At 61.1% G+C, this 15,390-nt stretch carries 14 protein-coding genes and 4 pseudogenes; 5 read left to right on the forward strand and 13 right to left on the reverse strand.

Annotation, left to right across the window (positions count from 1 at the left end):
* Position 1 precedes the first annotated feature (1 nt).
* The 6 genes and pseudogenes from G8E10_RS18730 to G8E10_RS18760 form a co-directional block, all read right to left on the reverse strand.
* Entirely contained in the window at positions 2-598 is a 597-nt protein-coding gene (locus G8E10_RS18730; protein ID WP_281517662.1) for an Nmad2 family putative nucleotide modification protein, read from the reverse strand.
* The gene (locus G8E10_RS18735; RefSeq protein WP_167130267.1) at positions 592-1,110 is read right to left on the reverse strand and encodes a hypothetical protein; all 519 of its coding nucleotides are present in this window, start codon (positions 1,108-1,110) and stop codon (positions 592-594) included. Before G8E10_RS18735 ends, G8E10_RS18730 begins: the two co-directional genes overlap by 7 nt.
* A 1,450-nt stretch (positions 1,111-2,560) precedes the next feature.
* Positions 2,561-3,140, reverse strand: a pseudogene (locus G8E10_RS18745) (NAD(P)-dependent oxidoreductase).
* Positions 3,141-3,209: 69 nt separating this feature from the next.
* Positions 3,210-3,593: pseudogene (locus tag G8E10_RS18750) on the reverse strand (AtaL-like protein); the annotation flags it as partial.
* A 150-nt stretch (positions 3,594-3,743) separates the two neighbouring features.
* Positions 3,744-3,833, reverse strand: a pseudogene (locus G8E10_RS18755) (AtaL-like protein); the annotation flags it as partial.
* A 36-nt stretch (positions 3,834-3,869) separates the two neighbouring features.
* Positions 3,870-4,739, reverse strand: coding sequence for an SDR family oxidoreductase (locus G8E10_RS18760; protein WP_167130269.1), 870 nt, complete (start codon positions 4,737-4,739; stop codon positions 3,870-3,872).
* Positions 4,740-4,845: 106 nt separating this feature from the next.
* Between G8E10_RS18760 and G8E10_RS18765 the strand changes: the two genes are divergently transcribed.
* Positions 4,846-5,736: a LysR family transcriptional regulator gene (locus G8E10_RS18765; RefSeq protein WP_167130270.1), complete on the forward strand. Its 891-nt coding sequence runs from the start codon at positions 4,846-4,848 to the stop codon at positions 5,734-5,736.
* 43 nt (positions 5,737-5,779) lie between these two features.
* On the opposite strand, the pseudogene G8E10_RS18770 reads toward G8E10_RS18765, so the two are convergent.
* Both G8E10_RS18770 and G8E10_RS18775 read right to left on the reverse strand, forming a co-directional pair.
* A pseudogene (locus G8E10_RS18770) lies at positions 5,780-6,064 on the reverse strand (helix-turn-helix transcriptional regulator); the annotation flags it as partial.
* A 167-nt stretch (positions 6,065-6,231) separates the two neighbouring features.
* Positions 6,232-6,846, reverse strand: a complete 615-nt coding sequence (locus G8E10_RS18775) for a pyridoxamine 5'-phosphate oxidase family protein (RefSeq protein WP_167130333.1) — start codon at positions 6,844-6,846, stop codon at positions 6,232-6,234.
* A gap of 124 nt (positions 6,847-6,970) precedes the next feature.
* Between G8E10_RS18775 and G8E10_RS18780 the strand changes: the two genes are divergently transcribed.
* Positions 6,971-7,879: a LysR family transcriptional regulator gene (locus tag G8E10_RS18780; RefSeq protein ID WP_281517663.1), complete on the forward strand. Its 909-nt coding sequence runs from the start codon at positions 6,971-6,973 to the stop codon at positions 7,877-7,879.
* A 358-nt stretch (positions 7,880-8,237) separates the two neighbouring features.
* On the opposite strand, the gene G8E10_RS18785 is transcribed toward G8E10_RS18780, so the two are convergent.
* Genes G8E10_RS18785 through G8E10_RS18805 form a run of 5 tightly spaced genes read right to left on the reverse strand, consistent with a single transcriptional unit; the run spans position 8,238 to position 11,704 of the window.
* A complete protein-coding gene (locus G8E10_RS18785; protein ID WP_167130273.1) occupies positions 8,238-8,714 on the reverse strand; it encodes a hypothetical protein in 477 nt (158 codons plus the stop codon).
* A 20-nt stretch (positions 8,715-8,734) separates the two neighbouring features.
* A complete protein-coding gene (locus G8E10_RS18790; RefSeq protein ID WP_167130274.1) occupies positions 8,735-9,754 on the reverse strand; it encodes a DUF2955 domain-containing protein in 1,020 nt (339 codons plus the stop codon).
* The gene (locus G8E10_RS18795; protein WP_167130275.1) at positions 9,744-10,850 is read right to left on the reverse strand and encodes an HlyD family secretion protein; all 1,107 of its coding nucleotides are present in this window, start codon (positions 10,848-10,850) and stop codon (positions 9,744-9,746) included. Before G8E10_RS18795 ends, G8E10_RS18790 begins: the two co-directional genes overlap by 11 nt.
* Positions 10,851-10,860: 10 nt before the next feature.
* Positions 10,861-11,382: a transporter suffix domain-containing protein gene (locus tag G8E10_RS18800; RefSeq protein ID WP_167130276.1), complete on the reverse strand. Its 522-nt coding sequence runs from the start codon at positions 11,380-11,382 to the stop codon at positions 10,861-10,863.
* A 58-nt stretch (positions 11,383-11,440) separates the two neighbouring features.
* The gene (locus tag G8E10_RS18805) at positions 11,441-11,704 is read right to left on the reverse strand and encodes a hypothetical protein (RefSeq protein ID WP_167130277.1); all 264 of its coding nucleotides are present in this window, start codon (positions 11,702-11,704) and stop codon (positions 11,441-11,443) included.
* A gap of 152 nt (positions 11,705-11,856) precedes the next feature.
* Between G8E10_RS18805 and G8E10_RS18810 the strand changes: the two genes are divergently transcribed.
* The 3 genes from G8E10_RS18810 to G8E10_RS18815 all read left to right on the forward strand — a co-directional run bounded on the left by G8E10_RS18810 (position 11,857) and on the right by G8E10_RS18815 (position 15,387).
* Positions 11,857-13,632, forward strand: coding sequence for a FlgO family outer membrane protein (locus G8E10_RS18810; RefSeq protein ID WP_167130278.1), 1,776 nt, complete (start codon positions 11,857-11,859; stop codon positions 13,630-13,632).
* Positions 13,633-13,771: 139 nt separating this feature from the next.
* Positions 13,772-14,116, forward strand: a complete 345-nt coding sequence (locus G8E10_RS26070; protein WP_281517680.1) for a hypothetical protein — start codon at positions 13,772-13,774, stop codon at positions 14,114-14,116.
* Positions 14,113-15,387 (forward strand): alpha/beta hydrolase, encoded by a 1,275-nt coding sequence (locus tag G8E10_RS18815; protein ID WP_167130279.1) that lies wholly within the window; start codon positions 14,113-14,115, stop codon positions 15,385-15,387. Before G8E10_RS26070 ends, G8E10_RS18815 begins: the two co-directional genes overlap by 4 nt.
* Positions 15,388-15,390 lie beyond the last annotated feature (3 nt).

Below are 15,390 nucleotides of genomic sequence, written 5' to 3' on the forward strand. Positions count from 1 at the left end.
GTCATAGCCAGTCGGTAGGCTCCGCAATATAGCCGCGGGCCGGATCGGCGAGAAGCCACTCCATGAAATATGCGAGATTGGCAGCCGTAAATTTGTTGCGGTGACCCGGACCCTTTTTGATAAAGCCCCTGAATTCGTCGGGGATCGACCTGGCATGCTTACCGTAATAGGCGAAATTCCGCGCCAGTAGGACACGTTGTGTCCTGCCAGTATCGCGGTCGCGATTGGCCGGATCGGGCTGACCGTCATCTTGGCTGTGGAAAGAGTCGGCCTGGAAAAATCCGCCGCCCGGCAAGGAGTGGTAAATGTTATCGCCATGGCGCTGCGCCATGCTGCCGTGCATCACGGGGCGCTTGCGTCGGAAGCGTGGGTCGTTCCAGTAGGCATCGAAATCGACGATCTCGTCGATGTGCATCCAATAGATCAGATGCTGCCTCATATCGTTGTGTGCAGTTCCCGTTCCCATGACATAGTCGCCCAGGGTCGCGCTAGCCCGGATCAGCGGCTTACATGCCGCTAGCGAGCAGCGGCGATGGAATGGATTTGGTGCAAACCCCATGTCATGCTCAATCACATAGGAGTGCAGCGTCATCAGCATTTGTTCCGTTTCGTCTTCGGCGCGGTTCGCGGTTCGCCGGCCGGCGTCTCCCACACGGTCTCGACATCCGCCAGCACGTCAGCAAGTGCTTCGGGATCCCAGGTCACTACGCCGGAACCGATCTTCCCTAGAATTGGCGGTAGTGCTCCTGCCTCGCACTCCGGGGGCCAAATGCCCACGGCGCGGCCGCCGCTTCCGACCGCTCGCCCGACTTCTTCCTCTAGTGTCGGGTCTTCGACGCACTCGGGGGTCAGAATTACGATAAGAGTGACGTCGTCCTCTTCAACATCCTGTGGCTCGCCATCTTTGTCGCCGTCCCCCTCGACACTTTCGTCATCGCCTAGCTCAGCCATGTCGAGCTCGTCTGCCGGTTTGTCCAGGTCTTCATTGTCCTTATCGAGCGGATATCCGTTCTCGTCGACTTCCACGCAGCCCGCATCAGCTAGAAGCCGTGCAAGGTCTAGCGCATCCACGCCTACTGCATCCTTCCGAAACACGCGAATTTTCAACATGGCCACTCCTGTTCTTTTTATGTTCATGTCAATCTATACGCCGAGTCGCAGCCGGTTCATAGTATTTCGTTTTACTTCGACAGAGGATCTTTCACACGGAAAGAAATAGCTCGAAGTAAATCGGGAAAGGGTAGGGAGCGAGCGGAATGCATAATTCGGAAATAGCCCGTGTCGGATATTGCCAAATAATAACTTGATTTCAATAATATGCGTGTGCGACCGCGGTAAACTGCGGGATCAATGGTTCGATTCGCATCAAGACCTGGGACGGCAAATATCGGCGGGAAACGGCTGCTTGCTGCGGCATCGATGAATGACCGTTTGGGGGCCGTTATCGGACTGACCGGTATCGGCGTGGAATTCGAGAAAGCTGACATCCAACATCCGACAGGCACGCAGTCCGCTTGGCATTTCGCGCAGGTTCAATCGAATGCCGGGGTAGAAGTGCAAATCAGTGAGAGCCCTCTTTTATGTGCCTTACTTGGTGACTTGCTAGGTTTGAGGGACGGTGTATTCCCTGGTGTGCTTTTGTTATCACGGCGGCGCTGATCCGGTTTCCCTGTGGATTTCGCTATCGGCTTAGGTCCTGGTTTAAGTGCCATGAATGCTCTCCTTTTTTGATCTAAGAAAATAAGCCTGCGCGTACCTTCTGACGGGGGCTTAGTACATAGCAATACTATGTAACAGTCCACACTAGTTCTGGCTGAAGTCAAGGCCCAGTGGATATTCATACAGTAGCAACACCCCACGAAAATCGACAGGCTAGACCGGAGGCACTTTGCCTCACTGTCCGCTGTCAGCGGCGGGGAGAGGGCGTACGGGTTATTCCGTATGGACGAAGTTTCTGAGCGCCTGCTGTCGGCCAGGATTGGCGTCAGCCTCGGCGGGTCAAGTTGATTGAGGTGCTACCGCCTGTTTCAGGAGCAAAGCCTGCTCCCTGCGCTGTCCTTCACTATCAGGGCGGAACACCGACCGGCAGCTCTCTGCGCATTGCTGCCGTTTGTCTGGGATGCCGCGAACGACAGTTCCCCGCCCTTCTTGGTCCTTCGCGTCGGCGCGTGCGAACGACAGCTTTCTGGACGGTTCGGGAACCACATGAACGACCGATTTGACGGCGCAATGCGGTCATGAATCTGAACACGCCCGAATAGTGGTCAGGCTGGAAAGGACTGTCCCGTCTGGCAAGGAACAGCTGCTGCGACGGCAGCCGGATCACCATCTTTTCGGTTGCAAATTTCTCTGAAGCTCGTAACTATCGCAAGAATTGAAATTCACATAACTCGGAATTATGTGAATTCGACATCCGCACGCGGGTTGCCCGCAGCAGCCGGCCGATCGCGTCTAAAATCGTATATTTGTACGATCGCTTTGGACGCGGGGTTCGAAATCGCTCGAGCGCTCGATATCGTTGATGATCGTGTTCTTGATCCCGGAAGGTTGGATCAACCACTTACCACGTAATTAATGGTGATTTGTGCACCCACTGGTCGGTCGTGACTTGATCCAGAATGAACGTGGCAACGTCCTCACGCGAGATGTCGCCGCCTTGAAACCGGCTGAGGTCCGTCAGCGTCTGGATCGCGCCGCGGCCGGCCTTATTGTTGAGGATCGATGGCCTGACGATGGTCCAATCGAAGCCGCTGTCTTTGATGATGGCTTCCTGCGCCCATACCGGTGATAGCGACCAGACGCGAGACGCGCTCTGCCTTCATGGCGCTGAAAAGCGCTCGGGTCGCGGTCGAAAGAAGCGTGACGTCACGAAAGGGGCTCGCGGGCGTGCCGAGCGCGCTGATCACAGCATCCCGACCCTTGACGGCCTGGCGCAACACCGTCTCATCGCGAGCATCTCCGACGGCGATCTTCGCTCCCTTCATGTCCGCGGCCTTTTCCGGCGAGCGCACCAGGACAGTGACATCATAACCTCGGATGACGGCCTGGCTGACGATGTGGCGGCCGGTTGGCCCAGTGGCGCCGAGAACCAGAATCTTTGGTGCGGCGGAGAAATATGTGTCGGTGACGGGTGTGGTCATGATTTGGTCCTCTTGAAAGGCATGGCGCCTCTCCAGAGGCAGCCCAGTTTTGTTTATTGCGATGGGTGATCAGAGCCGGCCCGCTGCCAGCAGTTCGCGGGTCCGCTTCAGCGTCGACAGCAGTGCCGATTTATAGCCCTTGTCACTGTCGAACTGTGCCTGCTCGGCCTGTTCCTCGGGGCCGCCATGCTCCTTGCCGCGCAGGCCGATGTAGCAGTAGAATTTCAGCTGCAGCGCTCCGGCTTCATCCTCGAACAGTTCGTTGATTATGGCGCCTTCGCGTGGCCCGGTTCCCTGGAAGAAGGTGACTTTGCTCTGTGGCTCAAGGGTGATGATCTCCCTGATGTCAGAACCGGCGATGGTGGCTTCGCGAACGAAATGGGTCGCGCTCTCTTCCACGACATCGCAGCGGGTGCAGAGGCCGGGCGGGAGAAAGAGGCGCGCATCGCGCGCCTCAGACTGCTGACAAAGTCCTTCTTGCCTTTGCTGAAGCCACTTTGATTCCGATCCGTTCTCTTTTTGATTCAGAGACGTTCGGTGAATCTTGGGCCTTGAGAAGGTGGAGTGGGGGTTTGTCATCAAGCTGAGGCGCGCATCGCGCGCCTTCAGCTCCAGGCCGTTCCAGACCTGCTCCCGGGTGAGTTTTGTTTCGCCTTCCGGATTCACCGGGACTGTTGCGGTCGAATAGATCATGACGATCGTCCTTGTTTGAAATTGTGGGCGCCTGCGTCAGGCAGAAGCAGCGGTTTGCGAGGCAAAGTCTCGATAGGAGCGGAGCGGACGGCCGAGAAGCGTCGTCAGGCGCTCGACATCGCCGCCCTCGGGCAGCATGCCATCAGTCAGAAAGCGCTCGCCCATCATGCGCATGTCATAGGCCATCCACGGCGGCATGAACTGCTTGAGGTTCTGTTCGAAAGCTGCCGTATCGCCGCCGCCATAGTTGATCTGGCGACCGAGAACGTCCGTCCAGATGGCAGCAATGTCAGTACCGGTAAGGGTGTCGGGACCGACCAGGTTGATGCGCGTGAGCGGGAGCGGCTGTGCGGCCTGTTCACGGCGCAGAAGCTCGAGGGCGGCGATCTCCGCGATATCGCGGACGTCGATCATGGCAAGGCCCTTGGTCCCGACTGGCATCGGATAGACACCATAGCCAGTGATGACGTCTTTGATCGTCAGATCGTTCTGGATGAAATAGGCCGGGCGCAGGATCGTGGCGTTCATGCCCATCTGCTCGATCATCCGTTCGACGCCAAACTTGCCGGCAAAGTGCGGCACGTTCACGTAGATGTCCGGGTGAATGACCGACAGGTAGACGATCCGTTCAATGCCAGCCGAGCGGGCGACGTTGAGGGCGACCAGAGCCTGGGTGAACTCGTCTGGTGCGACAGCGTTCAGCAGGAAGAGCGTCGACACACCGTCGAAGGCGGTGCGTAGGGCGTCGACGTCGAGGAAGTCACCTTTTGCGACGGTTACGCCTGCCGGGAAGTTGGCCTTGGAGGGATCGCGGACGAGAGCGCGGACATCAGCGCCGCGGCCGACAAGGTGCTGGATGACTTGGCCGCCGATATTGCCGGTGGCGCCGGTAACGAGAATGGTCATGAGTTTTACTCCGTGTTGTGTTTGCTTGACACCCGGAATATGGCTGGTTCAATATTAAACCAATAGACTGTTAAATTAGACAGTTCGTCTCACAGGTGGAACGACTATGGATCTCGTCGCCCTTGCCGATTTCAACCTTGTCGCGCGTCACGGAGGCTTCGGCAAAGCGGCGCGGGCCTCCGGCCGGCCAAAGGCGACCTTGTCCCGACGGGTGACAGAATTGGAGGCATCCCTTGAGCTTCGGCTGTTTGAACGTGGCGCGCGCAACCTGAAACTCACCGAGGAAGGTCGCGCCCTTCATGAGCGTACAGCCGCTTTGCTGACGGAGCTCGACGAAACGGCGGCCACCATCGCGGCGGGCGGGGAAAAGCCGCGCGGCAGGTTACGGATCAGCGCGCCGCTCCTATTTTCGCAGACCGCCATGGGTCGGATCGCGGCGGGCTTTGCAATGAAATATCCCGACGTGCGGTTGGAAGTCACCACAGAGGACCGGGCCGTAGACATGATCGAGGAAGGCTATGACCTGGTCATCCGGGTCAATCCGGACCCGGACGAGAGTCTCGTCGGTCGAGCCTTTCTGCATGATCGCCTCGTCGTCGTGGCAAGCCCCGATCTTCCCCGCCCAGTGGCAGATCACTCGGCGCCAGGTGTCGTGCGCGGGGCCGGCGATCGGCAGACGTGGAACGTCGTGACGTCAGATGGACCTACGACGATCGGGATCGAGCCCGTCCTCGCCCTATCCTCGCTTATCATGGTCCGGGATGCCGTGCGAACGGGCGTCGGCGCTGCTCGTATGCCGATTTCGCTGGTGAGCCACGATCTGGCCGATGGCACTTTGCTGCACTGGGGCGATATCGATGGCTCCGAGATCGCGCTGTGGGCGCTTTATCCGTCGCGGCGACTGCTCAGCGCGCGTGTATCTGCCTTCTTGGATTTTCTGAAACAGGCTTTTCCCAACGGAACGTCCGATGAACTGGCGGCCTACATCGGCAGGTAAGGGACCACGTCGCCAGCTCCCACATTTTACAATTGCGGTATCATTACACCGCAGTATTTTCCCGGGAGTATGCGCCGGGCGGCATTTCCACATGCCGACTGAACGCGACGCTGAAGGCGCTTGCCGAGCCATAGCCGACGCGCTGCGCAATCTCTGCCGTGGCAGCATCCTTGCGAAGAAATTCCTTTGCCAGCGCCATGCGCCAGCCGGTCGCGCATTCCATCGGGGCCACGCCAGCCTCCCTCCGGAAACGATCGAAGAAGGTCGAACGGGACATGGCAGCATCCCGCGCGAGTGTTTCCACCGTCACGCTGCGACCTGGATCTGCTGCCCAACAGCGGTAAAAGGCACCATGAGGAGAACGGCGGCCGTGCGTACGCCACAAGCAATACGCAGATCTTCTGTTCCGGCGGGAGCTTTGCCGCCGCCGACCTCACCCATTCGCAAGCCTGCCTAATTCTTTCCTTCGAATGTTGTAGGCGAGCCTTGCGCGAGTCAGCGGAGCCGTGCGCGGAGATCGGCGTTTTCCGCTTCCAATTGAGCAAGACGCTCGCGCAATGGACTGACGGCCACAGCGATCTCATCTTCCGTATAGCGCGGAGTGATGTGCTGTGGGCAGTTCCAGTCGAAGGCTTCGAGCCGCAGGCGGAAGATCCGCTCCAGCTTTGCCCCGTAGGCACCATCCGTGACCATTTCTGTCAGTGAGGGTTCGTCGTCCAATGTCAACTTCTCGACATGCGCGTAAATCTTCAGGCGGGCCCGCCGGGGATAATCCATCAGGAACAAACAAGCGCGGCTGTTGGCCGCAAAGTTGCCGGTGCTGATATATTGCCGATTTCCGCGATAGTCAGCAAAAGCCAGCGTCCGGTCATCGATCACCTTGAGGAAACCGCGTGCGCCGCCGCGATGCTGCACATAGGGCCAGCCGGTTTCCGATACGGAGGCGATGTAAAAGCTGTCGCGCTCGCCGATGAACGCCTTCTCGTTATCCGTGAACCGGTCGAATTCCCGATGCCCTCGGAAATCGGCCCACATTCCATCGGCTCCCATTTCTGCCTGTACGGCGCGAACGCTTGGTGTCGTCGCAATGTCCATAAACCCATAGCCCACGGCCGTTCTCCGGTCGCCGATTGTCGATGCCGCCAATCTAGTTCTTTCCTATGGCGGGATAATCGGGTAATTTTGGATATAACCTCACCGAAAAATGGCAGAGCCGATGGACCGTCTTGGGGCAATGTCGATGCTGATTGAGGTTGTGGAAAGCGGTAGCTTTTCAGCGGCGGCAAGACGGCTGCGCATTCCGCTGACGACGGTAGCTCGGAAAATCTCCGACCTCGAGTCCGCCCTGGGCGCAAAGCTGATGATACGCACGACGCGCAAGCTTAGCCTGACCGACGCAGGAATAACGTATGTCGCGACAGCGCGCCGGATCATCGATCAGGTCAACGAAGCCGAGCGCGAGGTCGCCGGCGAGTTTACCGTTCCCAGGGGCGATCTCGTCATAACCGCACCGATACAGTTCGGTCAGCTGCATGTTCTGCCGATCGTGACCGACTTTCTGGCCCTTTTTCCCGAAATCAACATTCGTTTGTTGCTGCTGGATCAAAACGTTCAACTGGTGAACGACCACGTCGACATGGCCGTTCGGATCGGCAAGCTTGCCGATAGCGCACTGATCTCGACATCGATCGGCGCGATGCGCACGGTCATCTGCGCCAGTCCGCGATTGCTCGCAGTTCACGGTGTGCCGACGACGATAGCAGATTTACAGAGGATGCCGTGTGTCACGTTTGAAGGCCCAGGCCCCTTATCCGGATGGAACCTGACAGATCCAAGAACGAAGACGCCGGTTATCGTGCCGGTCACCACGCGTCTTTCGGTTACGACCGTCGAGGCCGCCGTTCGAGGTGCACTGCTGCATGTCGGTATAACGCGGCTCCTGCATTACCAGGTTGCCGGTGCTGTAAAGGCGGGAGCCTTGAAGATTGTCCTTGAACCGTTCGAGCCAGTGCCTGCGCCCGTGAGCGTCGTGCATGCGGCACAGGGACAGATGCCGTTGAAAATGCGCCGTTTCATGGATTTTTCTATACCAAAGCTGAGACAGGGTCTGCTCGAATTCCTAGATGCGAAAACTGAAAGGTGAACATTGCAGCGCCGCTTGATTGTTTTTATATGGAGCAGCGCTGCTCTATTGAACGATTTCGCGCCGATCTATTCTTTTTATACAGATCTGCGCGTTGAAACTGTGCGAGAGAATGTTCGGATTTTTTTGATACTGCTTTTAAAGCGTGCTGGCCTGAGTTCGAATCTATCAAGGCGAGATATGTATACGCATGTAGATCCTGCACGGACCCCGCAAGGATTGTAAATCCATAGAGCTGCTTGCTACCAGCCCGGTTCTCATGTTTGTGAGCGCGGTCAGAGTAGGTTTCTAAAACTTAGATACGCAAACATGCAGACTACACGTTTTAAGGAGTGCGTACGGCCACTGCTCATGCCTGCTATCCTTCTGAACCCTTTGGTTCCAGAGCTCTTGCAAGTCTGTCAAGCTCTAGGGAATAGCAGAACAGCGCGAACAGGATCATGAAAACTTCGCCCGCACCTGATACGATTTGCATTATGGATGGGGCGTCTTCGAGCTCGGGCAGGTGCCGGAAGAACAGTGCCGAGAAGAGGGCGCCGCCGAAGAAAAAGCTGACGCGGCTGAAAAAAGCACAAAGGTGCGACACCAGAATGTTCTGGAACGGTACCACGACCCGGACCCATCTGAGCCGTGACCAGTAGCAGGCGAGCAGCAGGAGGGTGCAGCCGATGGTCGCGATGTGCTGGGTGTAGACCAGGGTTTGGCGCTCTCCCAGATGCGTGATGATCTGATGGAACACCGGGAAGACAATCTGGAACATCGCCGCCGCCGAAAGGGTCTGCCCAAAAAGTAACGCGCCATAGGCTGACGCGGAAAACCTCCTGCCTTCTACCATACGGACGGTCCTTTCGGCGGTCAAAGTGCCGGCAGGACGGGCTGCGGCCGCCGCCAGAGGACGGCTGTCGCCAGAAGGGTGTAGCCGATCGCTAGCGCCACGAAAGCGATGCGCGTCGAAAAGGACTCTGCCGCGCTGCCCGGCAGCGGCGAAACGCCCAGTCCGAAGAGGATCAGAAAGATCGTCAGGGCTCCCGCGAACATCGCGGCGTCCGGTGTAAGCGCTGCCGCACGTCCGCCGAGAAAGAGGCCGACGACGAGCACGATGACGAAGATCGTCGAGAGACTCGGCTGCAGGCTGAGGACGGCATAGCCGACCGAGGCGAGGAGACCCCCGGACAGGTTGACCGCCATTAGGCCGACGGACGCCTTCGAACCCGCGGCCATGTCGATCTGTCCGAGCAGCGAGGCGACCGTAATCGGAATGACGGCGGCGGCCGTCAGGTTGTCGCTCGTCAGGCAGATGACGACGGACGCGAGCAGGATGGCGGTGTTCGCCAGCGCGCGGGGATAATCGGGCGTGCGCCGCTCCTGTGCCGATGAGGTCTCAGGCTCCGGCGCCGGCTCGGGGATCAAGGCGTGCGCCAGCCACATCATGATCGCGCCGCCTAGAACGCCTCCGACCAGGATCGTCAGGATCGAGGCGGCCAGTTCCCTGTTGAGGATGCCAAGCAGGGGCACGATCACGGCGACGACCAAGATCAAAGAGACGGCCGGGCCACCGATGCCGGCGGTCTGTGCGATGAAGCAGAGGAGATATAGCAGGCCGAGCAGCAGGAGAAACGGCCCCGGATGGGCGCCGAGCCAGGTGGTGAGCATCATCATAATGGCGCCGACGACAAGGATGAGCACCGCCATCCCGGCGACCTTGCCCAAGGACATCGGCTGCGAGCTCGCCAGCAGGAACTGCGTGGCGAACAGTGGGCCGAGAAACGGCACGATCGCGCCCGATGCGACGGAGATCGTGAACAGCACGGCGGCTGCGAGTGCGACCCGCAACCCCTTCCTCGTCTGTTCGCGGCCCGGATCCCTAGCTGACATAGGTCAGCACCGACATCATCCTGATCCAGAAGGCGCCCCATGCGTTCGTGACCGGATGATCGCCGGTGTAGATCACGACGGTGACCTGCGACCCGTACCGCACGCCTTTCGGTCGCTCCTCTTCTAGCACCAGGCGCACCGGAAAGCGCTGCGCCTCATGGACCCAGCCCGTATCGCTCCGCATTTTCGGAAGACCCGTGGCCGGATCCGTATCGGTCTGCGAGACGCCGAGGCCGACGCTCTCGACCCGTGCCGGAAACAGCGTGCCCGGAAGCGCATCGAACAGAACCTCGGCCCGGTTACCGGGTGCCGTCCTCTCCAGGCTGTTCTCCTTGAAGGCCGCGTTGATCCACACCGTTCCGACGTCGATGAACGTCATGGAAGCCTGTCCGACACCCACCACCTGGCCGATCGAGAGCTGAAGGTTCGTGACGACGCCTGCGGCCGGTGCGAGCACCGAAGTTTTCAGCAGATCGAGCCTTGCGCGCTCCAATGCCGCAAGGGCGATCCTGAACTCCGGATTGTCGCTGCCTGCCGGCCCAAGGTCCGCCTGGGCACTAGCAAGGTCCGCCTCCGCCGCCGTCACCGCAGCATCGGCCTGGTCAAAGGCCAATTGCGCATCGTCGAGCTTGGCTTTCGCGTAGACGCCTCTCCGGGTCAGTTCGGACGCACGGCCAAGCTGTTCGGAGGCGCTGTCCCGGCCGGCCTGTGCCTGGACGAGCCTTGCCTGCACCGCGTCCACCTGCGCGGTCGATGCCCCGAGCGTCTGGCCCACGCGGGCGAGCGCTGCTTCCGCCTCGGCCACGGCAATTTCGTAGCGCGCCGGGTCGATGCGGAAGAGCACCTGTCCCGGCTCGACCGCCGTATTGTCCGTGACGTTCACCTCGATGACGCGTCCGGCGACCTCTGGCGCGATCCCGACGACATAGGCCTGAACCTGCGCCTGCGAGGAGGAGGGCGTGCGTCGTTCCATGAAGATCGAGAGAACGAAGAGAACGAGGGCAAGCAGCAGGATCACGAAGGCGACCCGGCGCAGGGGATTGGCAGGAGGCGGTGGCGGAACCGGTTCGCTGATGATGGGATCGTCGCTTATCACCGGCGCGGCCCTATTCTGCCGACAGGGCGGCGACCGCGCGGCTGTCGCGGATGAACAGCGATCGGATCTTGTCCCAGAAATTGCCGCCGAGGACGAAGAAGCTGGCGACGAACATGACGTCGCCGAGCAGCTGGAGCTGCCAAAGGTTCGGACGCAGGCCCGGTGCCACGGCATCGACATAGGGTTCGAGCAGGGCCGAGATCAGCGGCAGGCAGAACATCACCAGCCCGATGCGGTAGCGTGTTTCTCCGATATGGGTGGCCGGCGAGAGACGGAAGATACCGAAGATCCTGCTTTTCAGCTGCTGGAAACCGGCTTTGCCCATGATGGCGATCACGAGAATGAGCAGCACCTTGTTGACGATGAAGATCACGCCCGTGATGGCGGCAATGCGGGTGCTCGGCACCCCGGACCAGGCCGCGATCGGGACGCAGAGCCACATCGCGATGGCGAGGGCGACGAGGCCGATGCCGACCTTGAAACGCCAGGTCGCGGCGGGAGGATCGATGGTGGTCTCGGCATTGAGGGTCATGGTCACTCCGGTTCGTTGGCCGGCACGGTCGATGTGGCGGCTTTAAGGGGCGTCAAGGTCAGCGTCTATGGAACGGCACGATGGCGGATGCATCCAGCGCGGCCGCGATTTCGAGCGTGAGCTCATCCACGAGGACGCGGTATTCATGGACGCGGCCGCTCCGTCCCGGATCGTCGGACGCCTGCCATCGCTGCAGCTCGGCCTCGGCGGTGGCGAGATCGGCGCACATGTCCCGGAACCCGTCGTCGCGCGCCGACAGCCCCCGGATCGCGGTGCTACGGTCGGGAAACCGGCGGCAGGCAGCAGTCTCGTTCTCGCTCATGTGTCTGCCGCTTCCGTCACCGGTGTTCCCTGAGGCTTCGACGCAGACATCTTTATCTGCAACCTGACGGTGACGGATCGACGGCCCGTTGTGGAGTATGTTACTGTAACATACGGGCCCTCGCTCGCTTGCTCCGGGGGGAGACCAAGGCCATGCGTGACTCTATCACCATCGAAGGCCTGGGCACCGTCTGTCCCGAGGCGATCCGCGCGCAGGTTGCGAAAATTGTCGCAAGCCCGGAATTTCCCGCCGCAGGCCGGGGTGCCGCATTCCTGACCTATATCGTCGAAGAGGTGCTGGCCGGCAGAGCAAACCGCATCAAGGGTTATTCCATCGCGCTCGAAGTCTTCAAACGGGACGAGCACTTCAGCCAGGACGATCCCGTCGTTCGGATCGAGGCAGGGCGCCTTCGTCGGGGACTCGAACGCTATTATCTCGTCGCGGGCCAGGACGATCCTGTCCGCATCGCGGTGCCCAAGGGCGGCTATATCCCCGTGTTCCAAAGCGTCGTGCAGGCGGAACCTGAGCCGTCCGCGGGTGAGGAGCCGCTGCTGTCCCAGCCGATCAAAGGCGTACCAGCGCAGGCTAGGTCCCGCTTCCATCCAGCAAAGATGGCGCTCGGCGTCATTATCCTCTTGGTCGCGGGTGCGGCGCTGGTGTTCCATCTTACCGGGGTACCGATCGCAAAAACGCCGGCGGCATCGGAGCCCTCGCTGGTCATCGCCCCCTTCGCCAATCTTGGGGACGGCGCACGGGCGGGCCTTTACGCGACTGGGATCACCGAGGAACTGCTGACCGCGTTGCCGCGCTTCAAAGAGATCCGAGTTTTCGGCCGGGAGACGTCCAGGGCTCTGACGTCCGAGGTCGATGTGCGGCAGGTCCGCGAACAGCTGGATGCACGCTATCTCCTGACAGGTGGCGTCCGGACGTCGGGCGAGCACATGCGCATCAGTGCCCGCCTGATCGACACACGCGACGGAGCTATCCTCTGGTCGCAGACCTACGACAATGACATGAAGGCCGGCGACCTTTTCACCATCCAGTCCGACGTCGCCAGTCAGGTGGCCGCGGCGATCGCTCAACCCTACGGCATCATCGCCCAGGCGGACAGGACGCGAGCGCCGCCGGAGGATATCGATGCCTACGAGTGCACCCTGTCCTTCTACGCCTACCGCACCGAACTCAGCCCCGGGGGCCATGCCGGGGTGCGAACCTGCCTGGAAGCAGCCGTGGAGCGTTACCCGGCCTTTGCAACGGCCTGGGCGATGCTATCGATGATCTATCTTGACGAGGAGCGGTACCGGTACAACCTGCTTGCTGGCGCACAGCCTCCCGTCGAGCGTGCGCTGGAGGCGGCAAGACGGGCGACGCAGCTCGAACGCGCCAACACGCGTGGGCAGCAGGCGCTGATGACGGCGCTGTTCTTCAGCCGTGACGTCGCGGAGGCTGTGCGCGTCGGCGAAAATGCCCTTGCCGACAATCCAAACGATGCAGAGCTTCTTGGCGAATTCGGAACGCGGTTGGCTGTCATGGGGCAATGGCAACGGGGTGCCGTCCTGCTCGACAAAGCTTTCGCGCTGAACCCCGGGGGCGGCGGCTTCTATCGCGGAAGCAGGGCGCTCGCGGCATACATGCTGGGCGACACGTCCGGCGCTGTTGCTCTCATTCGGCAGGCGGATCTGCAGAAATTTCCGCTGTTCCACGGGGTGGCCGCGATCATTTACGCGGAGGCCGGCCTCGGCGCCGATGCGCGGCGTGAGTCTGCCTTGTTCGTGACAATGCGTCCGGACTTCGTTCCGAATTTCTCCGCCGAGATGCGGTCACGCAACATGCGGCCGGAGGATCTCGGAAAGCTGCTTGCAGGGCTGCGGCGGGCGGGCATCGACATACCCGACCAAGCGGCCATCGCGCCCGCCGGCCAGCGCTAGCGGAAGGCTTTGCGCCGCGTAGGTTACAGTAACATACTCCCCCCTGCGGCTGCCATCTGCTTACTGAGTGCAACGTCAAACGGAGCTCAGGGCCATCATGACAGCCGGATCCTTCATCCTTCGCATCGCAACCGTGCTAATGCTGCTCGTCCTTTCCGCTGCACCCATCTTTACCGCAACGCCGGCCGAAGCGCGGCGCGCAGTGGCGGCCTGCGGGCGGCGTGGATGCGCGGGCGTCGCCTGTGGGCCTCGCGGTTGTGCCGGTGCGGCGGTCGACCGGCGGCCAAGGGTCAGAAGCGTCGTCGTGGTGCATCCGCGCCGGACCTGGCGGCGCGGTGGGGCGATCGCTGCAGGCGCGGCGATCGGTTTCGTCGCCGGAGCGGCTGCGGCCTCTGTCGCCGGCCAGCCCCCAGCTCCGGGGCAGTGCTGGTATTATACCAACAGCACGCGGACCACGGGTTTCTGGGACGCCTGTCCAAAATGACAGGATACCGGTTTTTCCGCACATTGCTTCTTTGCGCCGTCACCCTCGTCACGGGCTGCGGAGGGCACCCCCGGGACGTGCTGACCCCGGTCGCCGATACGGCGCCGCAATCCCACAGGGTTGACATGCTTATCGCGACAACGCGAAGCCCGTCCGTCCGTCGAGGGGAGATGTTTACGGGCGAACGCGCGCGTAAGCCGTATTTTGCGGATCTCACCGTTTCGGTTCCGTCCGGCAGCGCCCGCAAGGTCGGCGCCATCGCCTGGCCGCGAAAACTCCCGGCCGACCCGGCGACGGATTTTGCCACGCTGAAGGCCGACGTCATCGATATCGCCGCCGCCAAGGCCTGGCTCAGCACGTCGGTGCGCAAGACGCCGGACGGCAGTGCCCTCGTCTTCGTCCACGGCTTCAACACGCGGTTCGAGGACAGCGTCTACCGCTTCGCCCAAATCGTCCGTGACAGTGGCGTGCACAGTGCGCCCATCCTCGTCACCTGGCCCTCGCGCGGCAGTCTTCTGGCCTATGGCTACGACCGTGAAAGCACGAACTACACGCGCAACGCGCTCGAAAACCTGTTCCAGTATCTGGCAAAGGACCCCGAGGTGAAAGACGTCTCGATCCTCGCGCACTCCATGGGCAACTGGCTGACGCTGGAGGCGCTGCGCCAGATGGCGATCCGCAACGGCCGGCTGCCCACGAAATTCCGCAACGTCATGCTTGCCGCTCCGGACGTCGATGTTGACGTATTCCGCTCGCAGATCGCCGACATGGGCCGGCAGCATCCGCAGTTCACCCTGTTCGTGTCGCGGGACGATCGCGCTCTCGCCGTCTCGCGGCGGGTCTGGGGCGATGTCGCGCGGCTCGGCTCCATCGATCCGGAGGTCGTGCCCTACAAGCAGGAACTGGCCGAGGCGGGCATCACGGTGATCGACCTTACGAAGGTGAAGGCCGGAGACCGGCTGAACCACGGGAAGTTCGCGGAATCCCCCGAGATCGTCCGGCTGATCGGCGCGCGCATCTCGGACGGGCAGACGCTGACGGACAGCCGGGTCGGGCTCGGCGACAAGATCCTTGCCGCGACCACAGAAACCGCAGCCGCCGCCGGCAGTGCGGCCGGCCTGATCCTCGCGGCTCCCGTCGCGGTGGTCGATGCGGATACGCGGGACAATTTCGCGAGCCAGGTCGACGACGCCCTCGGTGCAAAAACCTCCGGACAGTCACGGATGTCGGGCGGCTGCAAGACCATTCGACCTGAAGACTGCGGAAGGTGATCC

The organism is Ferranicluibacter rubi (genome assembly GCF_011603255.1).
In the GTDB taxonomy this organism is placed as follows: Bacteria; Pseudomonadota; Alphaproteobacteria; order Rhizobiales; family Rhizobiaceae; genus Ferranicluibacter; species Ferranicluibacter rubi.